Source organism: Bacillus sp. J33 (assembly GCF_000518885.1).
GTDB lineage: Bacteria > Bacillota > Bacilli > Bacillales > Cytobacillaceae > Cytobacillus.
This window is the reverse complement of record NZ_JAEL01000095.1, coordinates 1-23100: the sequence shown is the minus strand read 5'-3', so window position 1 is coordinate 23100 and position 23100 is coordinate 1. Positions and strand designations below refer to the sequence as shown.

General features: G+C 41.6%; 25 protein-coding genes, 1 pseudogene and 1 riboswitch. Of the genes and pseudogenes, 18 read left to right on the top strand and 8 right to left on the bottom strand.

The window, feature by feature from the left end; all coding sequences use genetic code 11:
* Positions 1-203 (bottom strand): helix-turn-helix domain-containing protein (locus L634_RS0122635; protein WP_026584414.1); only part of this gene is annotated, 203 nt, incomplete at its 3' end.
* Between the two features lie 461 nt (positions 204-664).
* Here L634_RS0122635 and sufC point away from each other — a divergent pair.
* The 10 genes from sufC (at position 665) to L634_RS0122585 (ending at position 12306) form a co-directional block, all read left to right on the top strand.
* Positions 665-1450 (top strand): Fe-S cluster assembly ATPase SufC, encoded by a 786-nt coding sequence (gene sufC / locus L634_RS0122630; protein ID WP_026584413.1) that lies wholly within the window; start codon positions 665-667, stop codon positions 1448-1450.
* 17 nt (positions 1451-1467) lie between these two features.
* Entirely contained in the window at positions 1468-2778 is a 1311-nt protein-coding gene (sufD, locus tag L634_RS0122625) for a Fe-S cluster assembly protein SufD (RefSeq protein ID WP_026584412.1), read from the top strand.
* Positions 2778-4007 (top strand): cysteine desulfurase, encoded by a 1230-nt coding sequence (locus L634_RS0122620; protein ID WP_026584411.1) that lies wholly within the window; start codon positions 2778-2780, stop codon positions 4005-4007. The genes sufD and L634_RS0122620 overlap by 1 nt, the downstream gene beginning before the upstream one ends.
* On the top strand, positions 3997-4446 hold the full coding sequence (gene sufU, locus L634_RS0122615; protein WP_026584410.1) for a Fe-S cluster assembly sulfur transfer protein SufU: 450 nt from the start codon (positions 3997-3999) through the stop codon (positions 4444-4446). The genes L634_RS0122620 and sufU overlap by 11 nt, the downstream gene beginning before the upstream one ends.
* 259 nt (positions 4447-4705) lie before the next feature.
* On the top strand, positions 4706-6103 hold the full coding sequence (gene sufB, locus L634_RS0122610) for a Fe-S cluster assembly protein SufB (protein WP_026584409.1): 1398 nt from the start codon (positions 4706-4708) through the stop codon (positions 6101-6103).
* Between the two features lie 397 nt (positions 6104-6500).
* A complete protein-coding gene (locus L634_RS0122605) occupies positions 6501-7346 on the top strand; it encodes a DUF72 domain-containing protein (RefSeq protein ID WP_026584408.1) in 846 nt (281 codons plus the stop codon).
* 279 nt (positions 7347-7625) lie between these two features.
* Entirely contained in the window at positions 7626-7928 is a 303-nt protein-coding gene (locus L634_RS0122600; RefSeq protein WP_026584407.1) for a YunC family protein, read from the top strand.
* Between the two features lie 194 nt (positions 7929-8122).
* Complete coding sequence (locus L634_RS0122595; protein WP_026584406.1) at positions 8123-9217, top strand: HD-GYP domain-containing protein; 1095 nt, start codon at positions 8123-8125, stop codon at positions 9215-9217.
* Between the two features lie 62 nt (positions 9218-9279).
* The gene (gene yunB, locus L634_RS0122590; RefSeq protein WP_026584405.1) at positions 9280-10026 is read left to right on the top strand and encodes a sporulation protein YunB; all 747 of its coding nucleotides are present in this window, start codon (positions 9280-9282) and stop codon (positions 10024-10026) included.
* A gap of 335 nt (positions 10027-10361) precedes the next feature.
* Positions 10362-10567: riboswitch (Lysine riboswitch) on the top strand.
* Positions 10568-10725: 158 nt separating this feature from the next.
* Entirely contained in the window at positions 10726-12306 is a 1581-nt protein-coding gene (locus L634_RS0122585) for a Na+/H+ antiporter NhaC family protein (protein ID WP_026584404.1), read from the top strand.
* Positions 12307-12390: 84 nt separating this feature from the next.
* Here L634_RS0122585 and L634_RS34465 read toward each other — a convergent pair.
* Together L634_RS34465 and L634_RS34460 are read right to left on the bottom strand one after the other, a co-directional pair.
* Positions 12391-12743: pseudogene (locus tag L634_RS34465) on the bottom strand (YsnF/AvaK domain-containing protein).
* A 142-nt stretch (positions 12744-12885) separates the two neighbouring features.
* On the bottom strand, positions 12886-13272 hold the full coding sequence (locus L634_RS34460; RefSeq protein WP_034263089.1) for a general stress protein: 387 nt from the start codon (positions 13270-13272) through the stop codon (positions 12886-12888).
* Positions 13273-13801: 529 nt separating this feature from the next.
* On the opposite strand from L634_RS34460, the gene L634_RS0122575 reads away from it, so the two are divergent.
* Together L634_RS0122575 and L634_RS33560 are read left to right on the top strand one after the other, a co-directional pair.
* Complete coding sequence (locus L634_RS0122575; protein WP_026584403.1) at positions 13802-15313, top strand: sodium-dependent transporter; 1512 nt, start codon at positions 13802-13804, stop codon at positions 15311-15313.
* The gene (locus L634_RS33560) at positions 15313-15420 is read left to right on the top strand and encodes a methionine/alanine import family NSS transporter small subunit (RefSeq protein WP_157452444.1); all 108 of its coding nucleotides are present in this window, start codon (positions 15313-15315) and stop codon (positions 15418-15420) included. The genes L634_RS0122575 and L634_RS33560 overlap by 1 nt, the downstream gene beginning before the upstream one ends.
* A 45-nt stretch (positions 15421-15465) precedes the next feature.
* On the opposite strand, the gene L634_RS0122565 is transcribed toward L634_RS33560, so the two are convergent.
* Positions 15466-16458 carry a M23 family metallopeptidase gene (locus L634_RS0122565; RefSeq protein ID WP_026584402.1) on the bottom strand — a complete coding sequence of 331 codons (993 nt, stop codon included), beginning with the start codon at positions 16456-16458 and terminating at the stop codon, positions 15466-15468.
* A 229-nt stretch (positions 16459-16687) separates the two neighbouring features.
* On the opposite strand from L634_RS0122565, the gene lipA reads away from it, so the two are divergent.
* Positions 16688-17605 carry a lipoyl synthase gene (lipA, locus tag L634_RS0122560; RefSeq protein ID WP_026584401.1) on the top strand — a complete coding sequence of 306 codons (918 nt, stop codon included), beginning with the start codon at positions 16688-16690 and terminating at the stop codon, positions 17603-17605.
* Positions 17606-17756: 151 nt separating this feature from the next.
* Here the strand turns inward: lipA and L634_RS0122555 are convergent, their stop codons facing one another.
* Complete coding sequence (locus tag L634_RS0122555) at positions 17757-18443, bottom strand: YhcN/YlaJ family sporulation lipoprotein (RefSeq protein ID WP_026584400.1); 687 nt, start codon at positions 18441-18443, stop codon at positions 17757-17759.
* A gap of 163 nt (positions 18444-18606) precedes the next feature.
* Between L634_RS0122555 and L634_RS0122550 the strand changes: the two genes are divergently transcribed.
* A complete protein-coding gene (locus tag L634_RS0122550) occupies positions 18607-18882 on the top strand; it encodes a YutD family protein (protein WP_026584399.1) in 276 nt (91 codons plus the stop codon).
* A gap of 191 nt (positions 18883-19073) precedes the next feature.
* Here the strand turns inward: L634_RS0122550 and L634_RS0122540 are convergent, their stop codons facing one another.
* The gene (locus L634_RS0122540) at positions 19074-19340 is read right to left on the bottom strand and encodes a DUF3055 domain-containing protein (RefSeq protein ID WP_026584398.1); all 267 of its coding nucleotides are present in this window, start codon (positions 19338-19340) and stop codon (positions 19074-19076) included.
* A gap of 160 nt (positions 19341-19500) precedes the next feature.
* Positions 19501-19791 carry a hypothetical protein gene (locus L634_RS0122535; RefSeq protein WP_157452443.1) on the bottom strand — a complete coding sequence of 97 codons (291 nt, stop codon included), beginning with the start codon at positions 19789-19791 and terminating at the stop codon, positions 19501-19503.
* A gap of 278 nt (positions 19792-20069) precedes the next feature.
* Here L634_RS0122535 and L634_RS32940 point away from each other — a divergent pair, with 278 nt between their 5' ends.
* From L634_RS32940 to L634_RS0122515, 4 genes are all read left to right on the top strand, one after another.
* Positions 20070-20309: an EAL domain-containing protein gene (locus L634_RS32940; RefSeq protein WP_232233821.1), complete on the top strand. Its 240-nt coding sequence runs from the start codon at positions 20070-20072 to the stop codon at positions 20307-20309.
* 70 nt (positions 20310-20379) lie between these two features.
* Positions 20380-20820 carry a type VII toxin-antitoxin system HepT family RNase toxin gene (gene hepT / locus L634_RS0122525; RefSeq protein WP_026584395.1) on the top strand — a complete coding sequence of 147 codons (441 nt, stop codon included), beginning with the start codon at positions 20380-20382 and terminating at the stop codon, positions 20818-20820.
* 107 nt (positions 20821-20927) lie between these two features.
* Positions 20928-21554 (top strand): helix-turn-helix transcriptional regulator, encoded by a 627-nt coding sequence (locus tag L634_RS0122520; RefSeq protein ID WP_026584394.1) that lies wholly within the window; start codon positions 20928-20930, stop codon positions 21552-21554.
* 485 nt (positions 21555-22039) lie between these two features.
* Positions 22040-22807, top strand: a complete 768-nt coding sequence (locus L634_RS0122515; protein ID WP_026584393.1) for a TIGR01457 family HAD-type hydrolase — start codon at positions 22040-22042, stop codon at positions 22805-22807.
* Positions 22808-22866: 59 nt separating this feature from the next.
* On the opposite strand, the gene L634_RS31570 is transcribed toward L634_RS0122515, so the two are convergent.
* A partial coding sequence (locus tag L634_RS31570) for an IS3 family transposase (protein WP_034263086.1) occupies positions 22867-23100 on the bottom strand: 234 nt, incomplete at its 5' end.

The window sequence follows — 23100 nt, the reverse complement described above, 5'->3', positions numbered from 1 at the left end:
TCTTTCCTTCGACCTCTATTGTCTAAGTAAAATGCTTGTCCCTCTTTTTGATATTTCCTCCACCAAGTCTTTACAGTATTTTTACTTGGTATATTTAGTTTGTTAGCTATCTGCTGTGCTGAGAAACCAGCTTCTTTTAACTGAATTGCTTCAGCCTTTATCTCCAAAGTATAACTTTGTAACCTTTGTCCTTTTTTTGCCATAAAAAATCACCCCTTAAGTCAATGTTGCCCAACTGTGGGTTTTTCAACATCTACTATAAGGGGTGCAGTCTATCATTTCGCTGGTTTCTTTTTTTAGGCTGTGTTAATAATTCATGGTTTTTTAAATAGAGCCGAAATCAAGTGCTTAAAGGGAATAACGGCATTCTATTTTCTTATACCCGTTTTAATCTCGGTACATGAAATAATACGATGAGGAAAAAATAGATAGGACATGCCCGCTGTGTGGATAGCTTTCGTTTTGAAGGTGCGAAATTTTATGATAAAATCTATATTTGCAGGCTTTCTAAACATTTTTGTTTGAAAAGTTTGTTAATGGTCTTAAAGAGTTGCTATGCAATTTCATTTGTTATAAGATTGTAATGAGAATAAAATGAGAATAGAGATTTGAGGCATACAGCCGATTAAACACAAATCTTCTTTTATTGACGGAGGTATATATTATGGCAGGATCAGTACTAACTATCAAAGACCTTCATGTTGCGATTGAGGGGAAAGAAATATTAAAAGGTGTAAACCTTGAAATTAAAGGCGGGGAAATCCACGCAATCATGGGTCCTAATGGAACAGGTAAATCTACTTTATCTTCTGCAATCATGGGCCATCCTAAATATGAAGTGACTCAAGGCTCCATCACTCTGGATGGCAAAGATGTTCTTGAAATGGAAGTTGACGAGCGTGCACGCGCAGGCCTATTCCTTGCAATGCAATATCCAAGCGAAATCAGCGGCGTAACCAATGCCGATTTTTTACGTTCAGCAATCAACAGCCGTATGGAAGAAGGAAATGAAATTTCATTAATGAAATTCATCCGTAAAATGGACAGTAAAATGGAATTTCTTGAGATGGACCTTGATATGGCTCAGCGTTACTTAAACGAAGGCTTCTCCGGCGGTGAGAAGAAGCGCAATGAGATTCTTCAATTAATGATGCTTGAACCAAAAATGGCCATCCTTGACGAAATTGACTCAGGTTTGGATATCGATGCATTGAAGGTTGTTTCTAAAGGAATCAACGAAATGCGCGGAGAAGAATTCGGATGCTTAATTATCACTCACTACCAGCGCCTTCTAAACTATATCACTCCTGACCATGTACACGTAATGATGCAGGGACGCGTTGTGAAATCTGGCGGACCAGAGCTTGCACAGCGTTTGGAATCAGAAGGATACGACTGGATTAAAAAAGAATTAGGCATTGAAGACGAAACAGTTGGGCAAGAAGCGTAAGCGTTAGGGGGATCACTATGACAACGGAAACAAAACTACCATTTGACAAGGAATATGTTAGTTCCTTCTCAAAAGACATGGGCGAGCCGGCATGGCTGACAGAACTCCGTCTAAATGCGCTTGCAAACGCGGAAAGCCTGCCAATGCCAAAGCCTGATAAGACAAAAATTGATAAATGGAACTTTACACAGTTCGAAAAGCATATTGTAGGAAGCGATGACTTTTCTTCATTGAGCGACCTTCCTGAGGATGTCAGAAACCTGATTGACCTGGAAGCTGGCGACCAGAATCTTTACATTCAGCGCAATAACAGACCGACACATTTGACGGTTTCTAAAGAGCTTCAGGAAAAAGGTGTTATTTTCACTGACATCTTTACTGCTGCAAGAGAACATGGAGAGCTTCTGCAGAAGTACTTCATGAAAGATGGAGTGAAAACAGATGAGCACCGCTTGACTGCCCTTCATGCAGCTCTTTTAAACGGCGGAGCTTTCTTGTATGTTCCAAAAAACGTTGAAATTTCAGAACCTATTCAGGCTGTATATATCCATGACGATAAAGAAGCAAACCTATTCAACCATGTATTGGTTGTAGCAGATGACAACAGCTCAGTTACTTACGTTGAAAATTATGTTTCAACAGTGGAAGAAGCAAATGGGATTTTCAATATCGTAACGGAAGTTATTGCAAATGCAAATGCTAAAGTTCAATACGGAGCGGTAGATACGCTTGCAAAAGGCACTACTGCCTATGTAAACCGCCGTGGTGTTGCTGGAAGGGATGCTCGCATTGAGTGGGCTCTTGGTCTTATGAATGATGGCAACACAGTGTCTGAAAATACAACGAACCTTATTGGTGATGGCTCTTTCGGAGACACAAAAACAGTTGTAGTCGGTCGCGGAGAGCAAACACAGAACTTCACAACAAAAGTTGTTCATTTCGGAAAGAATTCCGAAGGCTATATTTTGAAGCATGGTGTTATGAAGGACTCTGCTTCATCCATCTTTAACGGAATCGGCAAAATTGAGCATGGAGCTTCCAAGTCCAATGCCGAGCAGGAGTCACGTGTACTAATGCTGAGCGAGAAAGCACGCGGGGACGCTAACCCAATTCTATTAATTGATGAAGATGATGTAACTGCAGGACACGCTGCATCTGTAGGCCGTGTGGATCCATTGCAGCTTTACTACCTAATGAGCCGCGGAATTTCTCAAAAAGAGGCAGAACGCCTTGTTATTCACGGCTTCCTGGCACCGGTCGTTAATGCTCTTCCTATCGAAGGAGTTAAAAAGCAGCTGACAGCCGTTATTGAAAGGAAAGTAAAATAATGAATGTCCGGGATATTCGGCAAATGTTCCCCATTCTGGATCAGGAAGTCAACGGCAAACCTCTTGTCTATTTAGACAGTGCGGCTACCTCCCAGAAACCTGTTCCGGTTATTGAAGCGCTTGATAAATATTATCGGGAAATCAACTCAAATGTTCATAGAGGGGTCCATACACTCGGAACAAGAGCAACGGATGGCTATGAAGGCGCAAGGGAAAAGGTCCGCAAGTTCATAAACGCAAAATCGACTGAGGAAGTTATTTTTACAAGAGGAACGACTACAGCCATTAATACAGTTGCTGCAAGTTATGGGCGTGACAACCTGAATGAGGGCGATGAAATTGTTATTTCCTATATGGAGCATCATAGCAATATCATTCCTTGGCAGCAGGTTGCCAGACAAACAGGTGCAACACTAAAGTACCTTCCGCTTCAGGAAGATGGAACAATCTCTCTTGATGATGTAAGGGAAACCGTGACAAGCCATACTAAAATTGTGTCCATCATGCAGGTATCGAATGTGCTTGGCGCTATGAACCCGATTAAGGAAATCGCAAAAATTGCCCACGAAAATGGCGCAATTATGGTAGTGGATGGTGCACAAAGCGCTCCGCATATGAAGATTGATGTTCAGGATCTGGATTGCGATTTCCTTGCTTTTTCCGGCCATAAAATGTGCGGGCCTACCGGCATTGGTGTTCTGTACGGAAAGAAAAAGCATCTTGAAAAAATGGAACCAGTTGAGTTTGGCGGAGAAATGATCGACTTTGTCGGCCTTTATGAATCAACCTGGAAGGAGCTTCCTTGGAAGTTCGAGGGCGGTACGCCAATTATTGCAGGTGCCATTGGATTAGGTGCAGCAATCGATTTTCTTGAACAGATTGGCTTGGATGAAATTGAAGCATATGAGCACAAGCTTGCTGCCTATGCCATGGAAAAAATGTCTGCCATTGAGGGAATGACCATATATGGTCCGAAAGAAGCATCAAAACGTGCAGGGCTTGTCACTTTTAATATTGATGATGTCCACCCTCATGACGTGGCTACTGTATTGGATGCAGAAGGAATTGCAGTGCGTGCAGGCCATCATTGCGCACAGCCGCTGATGAAGTGGCTCAAGGTTTCGGCAACTGCGCGTGCAAGCTTCTATCTGTACAATACGGAAGAAGATATTGATAAGCTTGTCGCAGGGCTTGTCAAAACAAAGGAGTATTTCAGCGATGTCTTCTAATAATTTAGATACCCTTTACCGCCAGGTGATTATGGACCATTATAAAAACCCTCGTAACAAAGGGGTCCTTGAAGATGACAGTTTGACGATCAATATGAATAACCCTACATGCGGAGATCGAATCCAACTAACGTTAAAGCTGGAAGACGGCAAAGTGTCTGATGCGAAGTTTGAAGGAGAAGGATGTTCCATTTCCATGTCATCAGCTTCCATGATGACACAAGCCATAAAGGGCAAAAGTATTGAAGATGCATTAAAGCTTTCCAAAGTTTTCTCTGATATGATGCTGGGAAAAGAATATGATGAAGATGATTTGGATCTTGGCGATATCGAAGCACTTCAGGGCGTATCCCAATTCCCGGCAAGAATCAAATGTGCTACATTAGCATGGAAAGCAATGGAGAAAGGCATTAACGAGGAGAACGAAGAGAAGGAATAAATTAATCAAGCTTTGTTCGATAAATTTTCACCGGCCTTGTTTGATAAAATATTATGAAATAGATTGGGTGAGAACCCTTAATATCAAGAAAATGCATTTTGTAGTTAGACTAATGTCCAGCTCCGAGCGCCATCGGCTCGAGGTCTTAAGCCAATCGCTTCTGAAGGCAAAGAACGCCTTCTGCCAGCGCTTGACTTAAGCTTGTCGCCGATAAGCGGGCGCTCTACGCATTTCTAAATATGAATGGAGGAATACGACGATGGCAAAAAAGATGCCTGAGATCGGCGATTACAAGTATGGTTTTGCCGATAAAGACGTTTCCATTTTCCGATCAAAACGCGGTTTGACAAAAGAAATTGTTGAAGAGATTTCAAAATTGAAGGAAGAGCCACAGTGGATGCTTGACTTCCGTTTAAAATCATTGGAGCATTTCTATAACATGCCTATGCCGCAATGGGGCGGAGATTTAGCGTCATTAAACTTTGATGAAATTACGTATTATGTAAAGCCTTCTGAAAAAACAGAACGTTCTTGGGATGAAGTGCCTGATGAAATTAAGCAAACGTTTGATAAATTAGGTATCCCGGAAGCAGAGCAAAAGTATCTTGCTGGTGTTTCTGCACAGTACGAATCAGAAGTTGTTTACCACAACATGCAGGAAGACCTTGAAGCAAAAGGGATCGTGTTTAAGGATACAGATTCTGCCCTTCGTGAAAATGAAGACATTTTCCGTGAGCACTGGGCAAAGGTTATCCCTCCAACTGACAATAAATTTGCTGCATTAAACTCAGCTGTTTGGTCTGGCGGATCATTCATCTATGTTCCTAAAGGGGTTAAAGTTGATACGCCATTACAGGCATATTTCCGCATTAACTCCGAGAATATGGGACAGTTTGAGCGTACGTTAATCATTGTTGATGAAGGCGCACATGTACATTACGTAGAAGGATGTACAGCTCCTGTTTACACAACAAACTCACTGCACAGTGCGGTTGTTGAAATCATCATCAAAAAAGACGCATATTGCCGTTATACAACCATCCAGAACTGGGCGAATAACGTTTATAACCTGGTTACAAAGCGTGCGGTTTGTGAATCAAACGCTACAATGGAATGGATTGACGGAAACATCGGTTCAAAACTGACAATGAAATATCCGGCAGTTATCCTTAAAGGAGAAGGCGCACGCGGTATGACTCTTTCCATTGCATTAGCAGGAAAAGGGCAGCACCAGGATGCAGGTGCGAAAATGATTCACCTTGCACCTAACACTTCTTCAACGATTGTATCCAAATCGATTTCCAAGCAAGGCGGTAAAGTAACTTACCGCGGTATCGTACACTTCGGCCGCAAAGCGGATGGAGCACGCGCGAACATCGAGTGTGATACATTAATCATGGATAACCAGTCAACTTCAGATACAATTCCTTACAACGAAATCCTGAACGACAACATCTCTCTTGAGCATGAAGCGAAGGTTTCAAAAGTATCTGAAGAGCAGCTTTTCTACCTGATGAGCCGCGGAATTTCCGAGGAAGAAGCAACAGAAATGATCGTAATGGGCTTCATCGAGCCATTTACAAAAGAACTTCCAATGGAATACGCAGTAGAAATGAACCGTCTAATCAAGTTCGAAATGGAAGGTTCCATCGGTTAATAGATGATTTTTATGAAAACCCGTTTACCAGCCATGGTAAGCGGGTTTTTTAATAGGAAGGAGGAATTGGATAATGAATACGGGAGTCTAATTTGCAGAATAAAGCTTAGCCGGACTTTATTTTGGTATCCCGTAAGCCCAATGCGAGTTGATGATATTTCCAAAAAGTTGACGATATATCACCCGAATTGATGATATATTTGGAAAGTTGACGATAAAATTGCTAAAGTTGATGATATACATTCTTTTTTTAAAATAAATCTCTTTTTTTCCTTACAGGGTGCATTTTTAGAGTGAAAAATGGGGCTTTTGATAAATAAAAGAGCCCTTTCTTTTACCTAATTGCAGCTTTTTTATAGATTTTCACATTTCATTAGCAAAAAACGGAGGTGTATCAATGATTATCATAGGTGTAACAGGGTGGGGCGACCATGATAGCCTCTATACTGGCAATATTTCGCCAAGAGATAAGTTAAAAGAGTATGCAGGCCATTTCCCGACTGTGGAGGTGGATTCTGCTTTTTATGCGGTTCAGCCAAAACGAAATTCGTCCAAATGGGTAAAGGACACTCCAGACTCCTTTCAATTCATTGTAAAAGCCTATCAGGGCATGACCGGACACCAGAGGGGGGATATTCCTTTTGAGAGCAAAGAAGAAATGTTTGGAGCCTTTAAAGACTCGTTGGAGCCATATATTGAAGCTGGGAAGCTCGCTATGGTGCTGTTTCAATTCCCGCCCTGGTTTGACTGCAAAAAAGCAAATGTTGATTATCTGCGATGGTGCAAAGAGCAGGTGGGTAATTTGCCGTGTGCCCTGGAATTCAGGCACCAATCCTGGTTTCGGCCTGAGTTTATAGAAAGTACACTGAGATTTATGAGAGAGGAAGGCTGGATTCACAGCATTTGTGATGAACCTCAAGCTGGGGAAGGCTCCATTCCAGCAGTTTTGGAAACAACTTGCCCTGATAAAGTGCTTGTTCGCTTTCATGGCCGCAACTTTCACGGCTGGCAGAAGAAGAATGCAGATAACTGGCGAGAAGTACGCTATCTTTACCGATATAACGAAAAAGAGCTTACTGAATGGGCTGCTCACCTAAGTGAGCTCGAAAAAACCTGCAAAAATGTATTTGCCGTATTCAACAATAACTCTGGAGGAGATGCGGCCGACAATGCAAAACAAATGATCGACCTGCTTAATATCGAATACAAACAGCTGGCCCCAAGGCAGCTCGATTTATTTTAAGGCTATGATCTGGTGCTGTGCTGATTGAAGGAGAAGGAAGTGCCCCCCTAAAATCTTCGTGCGGTGTTTATTTGCTTCATCCCTGCGTAAAAATGGTTTCCAAGACCACAAAATGCCGAGAGGCTCACAAGAGAAAGCAAGTGCTGCAGCGGAAAACAGCACATTAAGGTGCCAGGCACTGATACCCCTTCAGCCAACTGGCATCAGTACCTGGTACTTTCACCCTTTACCTTGTCCGTACATATTGTGTAATGGAAAAGGAAAGGAGTGGCGGAAAAATTGATTGATTTGAAACCGATTGATATAGATGGCCATACTTTTTTAAGTGTTTCGGTGCAATTGCCGAAAACAAACTTACTGGTTGTAACGAATGAAAAAGGATATATTATGTGCGGTGCCCTGGATGTTGGTTTGCTCAATGAAAAGCTTAAGGACCGAAAAGTGATTGCAGGGAGAGCTGTAGGAGTGAAAACGATTGAGCAGCTGCTGAATGCACCGCTTGAATCCGTAACATACGAAGCTGAAGAGCTTGGTATCCATAAAGGAACAATCGGAAGGGAAGCCCTTCTGAAAATGATATAAGGCATGCCTTAAATGGCCTGCCTTTTTCTTTGGAATCAAAGATTCAGTATTTATTGTCCGCTATCTGGTTTAATTATATATATTTCCTTTTTATCCTAAACAACCCAAATTTTTGTCGTATAATGTAAATAAACCTTAAAAAGACCCGATATGAATAAAAAAGATGCAACTTCAAAAAAGTATAGGAGATACATATGAGATTAGCTGAAACAGAAACAGTTGAGGCTGGCAGCGTTTTGGCCAAGACTATTTATAATGATAAAGGGCAAGTCCTATTAAATGAAGGTGTACAACTAGCAGACAGGTTGATTAAAAGGCTGCAGGAAATGGGTATAACCTATATTTATGTCAGGGATCAACGCACCGAGGATATTCACTATAAGGATCCTCTACCAGCCAAGTTGCGAACGGAAGCCCTCCAAACAATTGAATCTGTTTTTCGGCAAGTGGAGGAAGATCGGAATATTGCCAGTTCATTGGTGATTGAAAAGGCCTCTAAGCAGTTCTCTGAGTTAATTCGCAAGCTGCTTGGGGAAGTGAAAGGAAATAAAGAACTGCTGACGATACTTTCTGATGTGTATACATATGATCGCTATATTTTTACCCATTCCCTTAATGTAACCCTTTATTCTCTGGCAATTGGAATGGAGATGAAGATGGCACCTAAGGAGCTTGAAACCTTAGGGCTGGGAGCTATTTTACACGATGTGGGAAAAATTAAGGTTCCAGCCGAAATTTTAATGAAGCCGGGACAATTGACAGCTGAAGAGTTTACTGAAATAAAAAAACATCCGCAAGAGGGCTTTGATATCTTGAGAGGAGTCCAGACAATCCCATTGACTGTTGCACATTGTGCATTTCAGCATCATGAACGGCTTAATGGATCCGGGTATCCACGAGGTCTCCATGGTGACAAGATTCATGATTATGGAAAAATTATAGCGGTGGCGGATGTATTTGATGCGGTCACTTCCAACCGAATATACAGGGAAGCGATGCTTCCGCATGAGGGCCTGGAAATTCTATATGCAGGGGCAGGTACGCTTTATGAGACAAAGCTTATAGAGGCTTTCCGCCAGGCGATTGCGGTTTACCCTGTAGGAATTACCGTCGAATTGAATGATGGGAGGAAAGGGGTCGTCTGCCGGCAGAATGAAGGGCTGAGTGACAGGCCGGTTATTCTTATATTGGAAGAAAGAGGAATAAGCACCAATCCATATGAAGTAGATTTAAGATCTGAGCTGAATGCCGTTATTATAGGCTGTGATACTACTTTTGTAAAACAATGAACGATTTTGGATTAGTTCCCTCCTTTACAGCATACATATAGCTTGTAAAGGGGGGATTTGTTTTGGCAAAATTTCGAGGCCGGCTGCCCCGAAAAGGTCCATTGCCGTTTCGGTATGTATTTCTGCTGACCTTTGTGTTTTTCGTTTTTTCAACTGCTGCCGGCTTATGGATCATCAATGAAGGGCTTAAGCCCACACTTATGAGCTATGCGGATTCTCAAACGAGAAAAATCGCATCATTGGTTATTAACAATGCGATCAATAAAAAAATCACTAATGTTATGGACTTGGAAGATATGTTTGAAGCAAGCGAGAGCGGTGTTGTCAGCATAAATGTTGAAAAGCTGAACAGGGTAAAAGCTGAAGTGACCGAACTTGTTCAGGATAATATCAAGAAAGCGGAGAAGGGAGACCTCGAAGCCTTAGAGTCTTTTACAGATGTTGAAATAAACACGGAGCAAAAGCAGAGCTCAAATGGGATTGTTTATTATGTACCGCTTGGCCAGGCCACCAATAATGCATTGCTTGGTAACTTAGGTCCGAGAATACCAGTTAAATTCAATGCTGTTGGTTCCGTTACCTCCAATTTTATAACAGAGACAAAGGATCATGGCATCAATAATGTTGAAGTAAAGGTTCTTGTCCGTTTGGATGTGCAGGTCCAAATCATTATCCCTTTTGCAACAAAAATTATTACTGTGCAAGAAGATGTTCTTGCAGCTTATGGAATATATCCTGGTAAAGTTCCGCAGTTCTATAATGGCGGCGGTGAAACCTCACCTTCAATTGAAGTTCCTGCAGGACAATAAAGTGAAACTTCCATCAGCGGGTGATTTTCTCACTGATGGTTAGTTGAGCCCGCAGGACAAGGAAAGCTTCGTTAGCATATTCATCGCACGACCAAAAGCGGCAGCTTTTGGGAGGATGCGGGTCACTCAGACGTTGCCACAGGACGTGGCGTCTTTAGTCTGAGTTCTGATAATCAGGCTTTTATGGGCAGTTATTCCCCCGCTTATCCTTTATTGTTCCATCAAAGTCATAAAGTGGGGGTCTTACTGCCCGTTAATGCGGGATAAACGCTTGCCATGTTTTTAGTATTTTGCTATACTTATAAATACAAATGCATAAAAAACCTTATCAAATCCGATGGGGTAGAGGAGCAGGATTCAATAGTACGCTGTGTGAGGATGACAACTTTGACCACAGCTGAAAGGGAATTTTGCCGAAGCAGAATAAATGGTCGGCATTTATTTTGCTGGGGTTACTTCGAATAGGAGTAACACTGTCATTATGAGGGGAAAGTATGAATATACTTTGTAAAAGCCTTCATAATGGGGAGCTACAGATCGTGATGGAGAAACTAATTACTTCAAAAGAGTAATGATAGATTTTTCTCTATCGTTGCTCTTTTTTATTTTGACTCTGTCATCATCCATGTTGTTCCCCCTGATTGAAAAACGGACTGGCCCAAATGGTGCGGTCCAGAAAAAACAAGAGGAGGACAAATAATGGCAAACACGATTTTTTCCCTGCTGCCGCCGCTGGTCGCAATCGCAATGGTCATCCTGACTAGGCGCGTTCTGCTATCATTGGGAGTGGGGATCGTTACAGCAGCCCTGTTGCTTGCTGAATTCAGCATTACAGAAACATTTAGCATTATTTTTGATGCAGTAAAAGGAATTTTTGTTTCAGACGGAGAGCTTAATACCTGGAATGTTTATATTATATTATTCTTGCTTGTATTAGGAGTTATTACTGCATTCATATCTATCTCAGGCGGAAGCCGTGCATTTGGCGAATGGGCGATGAAGCGGGTTAAGACCCGTGCAGGCGCACAGATTGTTGGAGCTGTTTTAGGTATCATCATTTTTATTGACGATTATTTCAATGCTCTGGCAGTCGGACAAATTTCACGTCCGATTACAGATCGCCAGCGTGTCTCCCGGGCGAAACTGGCGTACCTGATTGACTCAACATCAGCACCGGTTTGTGTTGTATCGCCGGTATCCAGCTGGGGAGCATATATTATTGCACTGATTGGCACTATCCTGGCAGCACATAATGTAACAGAGTATACTGCTTTTTCCGCTTTCATTCAGATGATTCCGATGAATCTTTATGTGTGGGCTACATTAGCAATTGTTTTCATTGTAGCATTAAGGAAAGTTGAAATCGGGCCAATGAAGGTCCATGAGAAGCGTGCAATTGAAGAGGGATTAGTAATGGACCCTGACAAGCCTGCACCAGGTGAATTAAAAGATGACCTGCCAACAAGTTCAAAAGGCTCAGTAGGCGACCTTGTCTGGCCGATTGTGGCACTTGTAATCGGTACAGTAGGTTCTATGATTTGGACTGGATCACAAGCTGTTGAAGGTAACGCAACGGTTTTGCAGATCTTTGAAAATACAGATGTTTCAAAGTCTCTTATCCTTGGCGGACTGATTGGTTTATTTGTGACAATGGCATTATTCCTTCGCCAGGCGCTAGTTTTAAAAGGCATTGAGTCTAATGTTTTTGGCAAAGGTGTGTGGGAAGGCATTAAATCTATGCTCCCAGCTGTCTATATTTTATTATTTGCGTGGGCGATTGTTGATCTGATTGGCCGTTTGGAAACAGGCAAATATTTAGCCGGAATTGTTGAAAGCTCCAATATGAGTACTTCTTGGCTGCCGGTTATTCTGTTTATTATTGCTGGAATTATGGCATTCAGTACAGGAACTTCCTGGGGTTCGTTTGGCATCCTGCTTCCAATCGCAGGGGATATTGCCGCTGCAACTGATATTACCCTATTGCTGCCGGCAATGGCAGCGGTGTTGGCCGGAGCAGTATTTGGCGACCATTGTTCTCCTATTTCCGATACAACTATCCTTTCATCAACAGGGGCAGGCTGCAACCATATGGACCATGTAATGACGCAGATTCCATATGCGCTAATCTCAGCAGGGATCGCATCTGCTGGTTATCTGATCATCGGCTTTACGGGCAGCACCCTCTTTGCATTGGTTGCTGTTGCCATTCTGGTCATTGCCTTTGCGTTTTTGGCAGGCAATCGGAAAGATGCTGCAATGCAGGAAAAAACAGCAAGCTAATATATATTATAAAAAGGCTTTCTCTTTGAGAGAAGGCCTTTTGCTATTATTAAGGGATCTCTCCTCGGAGATCCCTCAATCATTTTATGGTTTATCATTATCTCTTCTATTAACTGGGCGATCGAAATCTTCATCATCGGATACGTACTCACGGCCGCCTTCAAGATGAACTTCTTCTTTTTTCAGATTCTCTGTTACCTGCTGTGTTTCCTGGACTTTCTGCTTGCCGACAACTACTTCATCAGTTACGACCGGCTTTTTGGAAACTTCAACTCGTTCCTCTGTTATCGGAATGCGGATTGTTTTATCATCCTCAATGGGTGAAGTGCTGGCAGCAGTTTGATTATTCACTTTTCTTCTTTCTGCATATACCTCTTATGCTCGACCGGTACATTGACTGTTTTTTGCTCTTTGACTACATCCTTATGGATTTCCACTTCACCAGCCTCAACGCGCTCCTTATCAACATCAAGGTGCTCTTCGCGCAGCTTTAATGATTGTTCTTTATCTTAGGGCAATTCTTTATGATGGCTGTGTCCATTTTGGTAAGAGCTTTCCGCTCTGGCATCAGTTGTGCGGCTAGTTTGTAAAACCCGCTGCATTATCAATGCTGTCACTATATAGGATGATCTTCCCTTCATTTACATATGCTTCGTACTTGCGTGCATCATCTTCAGACATGCCCAGCTCTCTGAATTTCTCTGCTGCAGATCCATGATTCACACGGTCATCATCAAACCAGGATGCAATACTGTTTAAGAAACCAGCGCTCTCGCTGCTGTCTCTATCTTTTGTTTCGAAGGTTTCTGTATGAACACCTGTCTTATCTTCTAGAGAGGAATCCAGATGTTCTGTTTCTGCTATGATAGAAAAATCCTGAACAGGATATCCTTCATTTTGCAATTCCTGAATTGCATCTGCTACTTCCTGCTGTGAATTATAAACTCCGATAATATTGGCATCCATTAGTAAAACCTCCTCTTAATAGTTTTGCTTTTTTGTTTTATCTTTTTTGATAAAAGCTGAGCACATTGGTTTTATTCCCGGGGATTGACAAACCAAACACAATTAAAATTGGAAGGCTGTCCAGTATATTAATGGGTGCTATAATACGGAAAATACATATTAATTTTGAATTTTCTGAACAAAATGAGAAAGTTTTTAGCTTGAAGGAATAAAATTGAGTAAGGGAGGTGTGGACAAAAGACAAATTTCCTATAGGCGAACTTTTGGTAAGATAGCTCCTGGATAATTGGGTTTTAACTGGAAATTAAAATAGGAAAATATTAATTCAGAAAGCAAATTCACTTTAGTAGAGTGTATGATTAAAGGATTCTAAAAAATATTACTATTGCCAAAATAATGTTTTGACAGAATTTAAAAAAATAGATATACTAAGTTTGTGTTAAATAGAATTATCTGAAAATATAAAAAGTTCCCATTGTTCTTTTTAATTGGGAGAAAAGTAATTTTTTTACAGGGGGTAGAAAATACTATGGATAATCGTCCGCAGTGGGGTTCAAGGGCAGGCTTTATTTTAGCTGCCGTAGGTTCGGCCGTTGGGTTGGGAAACATTTGGCGATTCCCGGCAGTGGCCTATGAAAATGGAGGGGGAGCCTTCTTCTTTCCTTACTTATTTGCATTATTGACAGCAGGGATTCCTTTGCTGATCATGGAATTCACAATCGGCCATAAATACCGCGGATCTGCACCGCTCTCTTATGCCAGGTTAAGCAAAAAATATGAATGGGTTGGCTGGTGGCAGGTAGCCGTATCATTCGTTATTTCCACCTACTATGCTGTTATCATTGCTTGGGCTATGTCATTTGCAGGTTTTTCATTCAGCCTGAAATGGGGAGATGATCCGGAAGGGTTCCTTTTCGGCAGCTATTTAAACCTGGCTGAAGCTCCTGGCCAAGTCGGGTCAATCGTTCCAGGGGTATTTATTCCATTAATTATCGTTTGGGTTATCACACTTGGTGTTTTATTTAAGGGCGTTAAAAAAGGAATTGAAATTGCGAACAAAATCTTTATTCCTGCTCTTGTCATTTTATTCTTTATTATCGTTATTCGAGCTCTTACATTGGATGGGGCTGCGCAGGGACTTGATGCTTTCTTCAAGCCTGACTGGAGCCAAATTGCCAGTCCTAAGGTTTGGGTAGCGGCATATGGACAGATCTTCTTCAGCTTATCCATTGCCTTTGCCATCATGGTCACTTACTCAAGCTACCTGCCAAAGAAAACAGATATTACAAACAATGCCTTCATTACAGGCTTTGCAAACTCAGGCTTCGAATTGCTTGCTGGTATTGGGGTGTTCGCTGCTTTAGGATTTATGGCATCACAGGCTGGTGTGCCAGTTAGTGAAGTCGTAACTGCCGGTGTCGGATTAGCTTTCGTTGTCTTCCCGCAGATCATTAATGAATTCCCTGCTTTAAACGGCTTTTTCGGATCACTATTCTTCATCTGTTTAGTGCTAGCAGGGCTATCTTCATTAATCTCCATCGTAGAAACATTTGTTGCTGGAGTACAGGACAAATTCAAGGTTTCACGTACAAAAGCAGTGCTATTCGGCGGAGGATTATCTGCAGTAATCTCGATCTTGTTCGCCACTCAGGGCGGTTTGTACTTCCTTGATGCTGCCGATTACTTTATTAACCAATTCGGTGTTGCTCTTGCTGGCTTGGTTGAAGTTGTCGTTGTTGCTTGGGTGCTGAAAGAGCTTAAGAACCTTCAAAGCCACGCGAACAGCATGTCCGATATCCTTCTGGGTGCATGGTGGAAAGTGTGTTTAGGCCTAATTACGCCAATAGTTTTAGGTTATATGATGATTCAGAATATCATTACAAACATTAAAGAAAATTATGAAGGTTATCCGACAAGCTTCCTTCTGTATTCCGGCTGGGGAGTAGCCATTGGAGCAATTATCCTGGGATTTGTGTTCATGTCATTTAAATGGCAAAAGAATACGCTTGAAGTCCCTGAAAAGAAGGAGGTATCTCAATAATGTCCGGCAGTGCTATTACAATGATGGTGATTGGGATGCTCATTATTTGGGGCGGTCTTGGAGCAAGCATTATGAATGCAGTATCTAAAGCAAAAAAAGCAAAATAAGTTAAAAAGGACTGTCCTTTGCAAAGGGCAGTCCTTTTTTATAGCTTATTTCTTCCTTGCTTTTATTCTGTCCTGCCTTTCCCACAGCTTTAAGTGAGGATAAGGGTCATAGGACCATTCGGTATAGCCGTTATCTTTATATATTCCATAGTGGAGGTGAGGCGGGAACTTTCCTGAAGTACCAGGCGGGCCATAGCCGGAGCTTCCAACACCGCCGATCAGCATTCCTGGCTCAACGACTTGTCCCAATTTTAAATCTTTGGCAAACCCGCTTAAGTGAGCAAAGTAATGGTAGTTATTATTAATATCGCGAATGCCGATTCTCCATCCCCCGTATTTGTTCCAGCCCTTCATTTCAACAATTCCATAAGATGTTGCACGGACTGGAACTCCATAATCCGCAAAAATATCGGTACCTTCATGAATTCTTCTTCCGCCCCATCCTCTTGCATCCCCCCATGTATTTCTATAGCTATAATTGCTCCTCAGGGGTACTGGAAAGGCATGATCATCAAGGTCCAGGCGCCCGAAATGCCTATAAACCTGGGCTTTTCCAATTATGATGCCAACCGTTTTATCGCGCTTATAATAATTCCACAATCCGATTTTTATATTGTCATGGTCTGTACCATAGGAGAGAAGGAAATTTGCAAAGGAATGAAGAACATCTTCATCGCTTTTTAGACTGGCTTTTCCGTCCCCATCACCATCTATGCCAATTCCGTTGAAAAATTGAATCGATGTCGGATTTTCATCATGTGGATCCGGATTCAACATCCCCGCCCATTCTTCAGGCTTAAAATAGATCCCTGTAAGGCCTTCTGCTTTAGGAATATCCCTTCTGGCCTGCCGGACATTTCTTTCATACTGATCGATGCCGGCAAGGTAGTACCAGGGGATGTTCGTGACGGCTTCGACTTTTTTATATAGCGTCATTCTTTGCTTATATAGATCCGATTGATTTTCCTGAGCGCTTACTGTGCATAAAGAAGTCAGAAAAAACGATAAGGCCGCAACAGCGGTTACTAATATCCGCACGGAAATCCTCCCTTCTTTTATGGTCTGCCTACATAGTTTGTGAGTAATGGAAAATTTAATAAATATCAATTAATGGTAATCCCAAAATCTGCGGCTTGTCCTCTTGAATTCATTATGATAAAGTGGCATCAGGTGAAGCCTAATCAGCTTAGTCGGTTATGACTGGCTTTTCTATACTTTAGCTTCTGCGCATGTTGATGCGCTTATGATTTTTCTAAGGAGTGGGAAAATGAGCAAAAAGGAAGAGTACTTGCGCAAGCCGGAATGGCTAAAAATAAAATTAAATACGAATGAAAACTATACCGGCCTCAAAAAAATGATGAGAGAGAAAAACCTACATACTGTATGTGAAGAGGCAAAATGCCCGAATATTCATGAGTGCTGGGCAGTAAGAAGAACGGCTACATTTATGATTCTCGGCGATGTTTGTACGCGTGCGTGCCGCTTTTGTGCGGTTAAAACCGGATTGCCGACAGAGCTCGACCTTCAGGAGCCGGAACGCGTTGCTGATTCAGTTGCCCTAATGAACCTAAAGCATGCGGTTGTTACTGCGGTGGCTAGGGATGATTTAAAAGACGGCGGTGCCGCTGTTTTTGCTGAAACAGTCCGTGCAATCAGAAGAAAAAGCCCGTTCACGACTATCGAGGTATTGCCTTCGGATATGGGCGGAGTTTATGAAAACCTGAAAACGTTAATGGATGCTCGTCCTGATATCCTGAATCACAATATTGAGACGGTTGAACGCCTTACGCCAAGAGTAAGAGCACGAGCAAAATATAAGCGCTCTCTTGAGTTCCTGAAGCGTGCAAAGGAAATGCAGCCTGACATTCCAACGAAATCCAGCCTCATGATTGGCCTGGGCGAAACAAAAGAGGAAATCATTGCTGTTATGGATGATCTGCGTGCACATGATGTTGATATTATGACAATCGGGCAATACCTGCAGCCATCCAAAAAGCATCTTAAAGTTGTAAAGTACTATAGCCCAGAAGAATTCCAGGAGCTAAAAGAAATTGCCATGAGCAAAGGCTTCAGCCACTGCGAGGCCGGGCCGCTTGTACGTTCTTCCTACCACGCAGATGAACAGGTAAACGCCGCTGCCAAACAAAAGCAGCTTATGGGAGAAAAAGAATTCAAAGAAGCGTAAACCAATAAAAAAGAGTTCAGCGCCATATCGCTGGACTCTTTTTTATTGGTTAAAAAATGAAAAATCCAAACATCGCACGACCGAAAGCCTTTTGGGATGATGTGGCGGCATGTTGACGTTCCTTAAGTAAAGACCCTGCCGCTTTTGTTCATTATCGGTTCCCTGCTTTGCGGACAGACTCGCCAAGGTCGTCCCGATCCATGTCATCATTTCTTTCGCCTTGCATTTCACCGTTTTCATTTTCGGTTTCGCTCATTTTTTCACCTTGAGGCGATTTCAGCATCTGCTTAATAAGCTGGTTAATGCCATTCTCTGCATTGCGCCCATCAGAGTCAACTGTCGCAAAGTTTTCCACATTTTTTCTTAATGAGGTATCATCACTCACATAGACATGATACCATCTAGGGACAACGGACATCGCCATTTTCTTGACCTGGTCAGCCGTTTGATTGCGATTTTCGGTATTTGTATCATACACAATCAATACTTCTTCATCTGTGACAAGTGTCGAAACATCATCGACATTTGGCACTTCAGTGCAATATTTTCCAATAATATCAGCAACCTGCTCCCGATCTATTGCCGCATAATGGTCAGCGGAAGCGTTGTCACCCATGATAGGGCTTCGCTGATGGCGGACATATCCAAAGTCTTCACCGACATTGTTACGGCCGTTTCTGCCGTTCCCCATGTCTCTGTTATATAAATCAGCACGCTGATCATTTACATTTATTGTATTGCCGCTTTCTTCATAAATATCTTCTCTTGCAGCATTGTTCTGGCAAGCAGTCAGTGCTGCTATACCGTAAATTCCAAGAATAATTAGTGATTTTCTCACTAAAAACACCTCCTCATCTATAGAATTGCCACCCATAAATTTTTTTCTCTTAGTAATTGATGGGGAATCAGTTATAATTTAAAGTAGGACAATCATTCGTTTTCATATCCCGTTATTTTCCAATATAATACTGTACATAAGCTGTTAAGTTGAGGTGAAAAAAATGGTATGCATTAATAATATTTGCTATGAAGTGATCGAGGAAGAGCGGAATGGTTTCAATGAAGAAGCATTTCGCGGAAGATATAGTGATATCCTATCCAGGTATGATTACATTGTGGGGGATTGGGGCTATGGACAGCTTCGGCTTCGCGGCTTTTTTGATGACCAAAATCAGAAAGCATCCTTTGATACAAAAATCAGCACATTAACAGAATATCTTTACGAATTCTGTAATTTTGGCTGTGCATATTTTGTTGTGAAAAAGGTTAAAAGCTAAAAAGCATGGGAGAACCCTGCCCTTTTGTGATTTCAAAAGTCAGTTCCGGATCATCATGAGGTTCCTTTATGCTGCCATATTGAAAAGCTGATTCAGTCATGCTGTTCAATTCTTATGAATGGAGTTTGGCCAAATAATAAAGGAGAACCTGCTGCAAGGGTTCTCCTTTATTATTTGGTCTTCATTAAATATTAAACGATTTCCATCAGGAATGATCGCAGTTCTTCGGCATCTTCTTCTGAAAGCTGAAATATATGCTCCAGGTAACCTTCTTCATTTAGATCATCTTCCCCGATGATGGCAAAGCGGCTTCCTTGAATATCAAGAACCAATTGTTTGCCATAATAACGATCAGAACGGATTATGGCGAGATCGAAACGCTGATTTTCACCCATAAAGCTTACAAAGCGGGTTTTTGTATCTTCCAGATCATCATATAAGAAAAAACGTTCAGCCAAATTACACCCTCCTCTTTATTGGAATAATCAAGGTATTATAGCATAACCAAGTGGGGCTTATGCTCAAGTTGATGATGCGCCGTTATATTTGGACGGTCTTGGTTTGGAACGCATGACGATAGAATGGGTCTCAACCAGATCACCGCCAAGAAAACGGCCCCTAATCGAGCAGCTCTCCACATAAAACGCCTGCAAAAATGGCGTCATCAACAGAAACAAAATCGTCAAGGAGCAGCAAGCTGGCGCGGATCCTTGAGGCCCATTCCAATGCAGCGTTCTTCTTCTGCTTTAGAATATGGGACAAAGATGGTCTGCGTAAAATCATATACGTAATTGCTAATGCGCTTACATATATTTCATTAGCAAACAGCCTCTTTTCCTTTTCTATCTTATCAGAATTAGCCCCATTACTGAATGTCATTATGGAAATTTCGACAATAACCAAAATCATATAATTTCTATTGCAGGAAAAAATAATCAATTCGGATATTTTGGTGCAATAGGGTGCAGTAAATAGGAGCGCTTTAGAATGGCATAAGCCGGAATGAAAGATATGGTCAACCATGCCTAAAGAAATTCAGCAAATAGGGAAAATAGTCCTGCCTTTACATAAAGATGCTGGCCAGAAATAAAAAATATCTCTCCACATCGGATTGCACTGGAAATTACTGAGCGGGATTCCATTGAAGGGATGAATAACTTTATATACAATATAAATGTACTAAGTCTTTGGGATTTCGGGTAGCTTTTGACGATACAGCGGCAGGGTATGCCAGTTTGCACTCCATCAGTGAGATTATGCCGGATATTATCAGGATCGATCGTTCCGTCATGATACTGATACAGCGGAAAGAATCCATGCTAAAAGGGCCTTCTTTTAGCAGCAAAACAAGCGGGTTCTCTTGTGTGGCTGAAGGAATTGAAAGCGCAGGAGAAGCTTCATTTCTTTCAAGAAGCAAGCTGATCTAGCAATGGGATACTTTTACACTCGGCCAGACACTTTTACCAGGAGCCTGAAATTATCATAGGAGGAAGCATAATGTATTTCGTAGACAGGGATAAAATAGAAGATACGCTTAACTATTTGGAACAGCAAATCTCCCTTTTTGAAGAAGTGAAGGAATGGACATCACCTATTGAAAAGGCAGCTTTGGAGCGAATTGCCCAAATTATGATTGAAGCCATTCTGGATACAGGAAATACGATGATTGACGGCTTCATCATGAGAGATCCAGGCAGTTACGAAGATATCGTGGATATTCTCGACGATGAAAAAGTAATCAGCAAAGAGATGAGCGAAAGCTTTAAAAATATCATTACATACAGGAAAATGCTTGTCCAAAATTATACTGAGATTAATCACGATGAAGTAAAAGCGGCGTTTGGGAAGCATTTGCCGATGATAAAAGAATTCCCTGGCCGTGTAAGGGAATATTTAATCAGCGAACTGGGGCCTGTTTCTGCATTTAAACCGCAATAAAAGATCGGAGCAATCCGATCTTTTTTTTAGCCGCCCGTATCAAACGCATAAATAATTGTGATAATTTGCAGTTTTAAGCTAATATAAAAGGAAGGACGGTGAATTTCATGCTTGTTGGAGCAGAATCTACTAAAGATCATATCCTGCGGTTAATCAAGACATCCGGAAGATTATCGATTATGGATTTGGCCAGTAAATTAGGTATTTCCGAAATGGCGGTAAGAAGGCATATACAGGTTCTTGAAAAGGATGCCTATTTAGAATCAGTGATTCTCAGGAAAACAAAGGGCCGTCCTTCAAAACTATATCAGCTTACCAAAAAAGGTGAAGACCTTTTTCCGAAAAAATACAAACAGCTTAGTGTCGAGCTATTGAAAGAACTAATAAGCATGGGACAGGAAGAGTTAATTACAGAATTGTTCACGAGAAGAAAAAACCGCCTCTTACAGCAGTATGAAATTCAAACATCTGGGAAATCCTTTGCAGAGAAACTGGAAATCCTTACAGAAATTCAAGCGCTGGAAGGATTCATGCCTGAAATACAAAAAGAAAAAGGGCAAATCCACCTGAAGGAATACAACTGCCCTTATATTGAAACAGCCGCAGAATTCAAACAAATATGCAAAGCTGAAAAAGAATTTATACAAGACTTCCTCGATACCGAAGAAGTCCAAATCAAAGCCTGTATGGCCACCGGCGATGGATGCTGCCATTATATAATTAATGAAGATTAAGTGATGCTCCTGATGAGGGAGTTTTTTCTTTTTAAAGGAACTTTCGCAAATACACTCTAATAGGACAATGGAATCGCTTTTAAATGGATGAGAGGAACTAATCGGAGAAAATAGTGCCGCTAAAACCCCTTTATCCAGGCTGAGGGGAACTAATCAGAGGGGATAGTGCCGCTAAACCCCCTTATCCAGGCTGAGGGGAACTAATCAAAGGGAATAGTGCTTCTGAACTCTCTTTTTCCAGGATGAAAAGAACTAATCAGAGGGAATGATGCCGCTGAACCCCATTTAGAACTAAGTAAAGGAATAGATTCCCATTACACTAAGTATAGCGGCATCTCCTATAGACTCATTCAAAACTCCAGTCGTGAACAATTGCACAAATTCCTTCCATCCTTTAAGATAGCTTTTATGGGCACTTACATTGCTAAAAAGCCAATCTCAGACAAATACTAACTTTTGCGATGATCAATTTGGGAGTGATTACTTTGAAAAAATATAAAGGCTATTTAATAGATCTTGATGGCACGATGTACCGCGGGACAGAGCTGATCAGTGAGGCTGCTGACTTTGTGAAGAAGCTTCGGGAATATGATTTGCCGTATTTGTTTGTTACCAATAATTCCTCGAGAACACCTGCACAGGTGGCAGACAAGCTGGTTAAATTCGGAATCCCGGCTGAAGAGGATCAGGTTTTTACAACAAGCATGGCGACAGCTAATTACATATATGAACAAAAAAATGATGCTTCTGTTTATGTAATTGGAGAGGAAGGGATCCGTGAAGCATTGGCTGAAAAAGGGCTGAGCTTTGCAGAAGAAAAGGCAGATTATGTAGTAGTGGGAATTGACCGATCCATTAACTATGAAAAGCTGTCAATTGCCTGTCTGGCCGTCAGAAATGGGGCAACGTTTATATCTACCAACGGCGATATTGCTATCCCAACTGAAAGAGGGCTCTTGCCTGGAAATGGCTCCTTAACTTCTGTTATTACAGTCTCAACTCAAGTAAAGCCTGTTTTTATCGGCAAGCCCGAATCGATTATTATGGAGCAGGCTTTAAAAGTGCTGGGCACAGCGAAGGAAGAAACCCTTATGGTTGGGGATAATTATGATACTGATATTTTGGCTGGCATGAATGCTGGTATGGATACACTGCTTGTCCATACAGGAGTAACAACAAAAGAATTGCTTAAGGGCTACGAAAAAAAGCCGACATTTGTGCTTGATTCATTAGCAGAATGGGACTTTAAATAAAGAAAGGATGGAGAGTGTGAAGTGACCCCTGTAAAGTAGACAGTAATAAAAAAGCACAATTATGCAGCCTGAGTCCTGAATTGATAAGGGCTCAGGTTCTTTAATTTCTTTTGAAAACGTCCATGATTATAGAATCTCATATATTTTTTTAAGGCGTCTTTAACCTCTTGAGCTGTTTTGAATGAATATAGATAAAAACATTCAGTCTTAAAATGACTAAAGAAGTTTTCCATACAAGCATTGTCCCAGCAGTTGCCCTTTCTAGACATGCTCGCTTTCATTTGATATTTTTT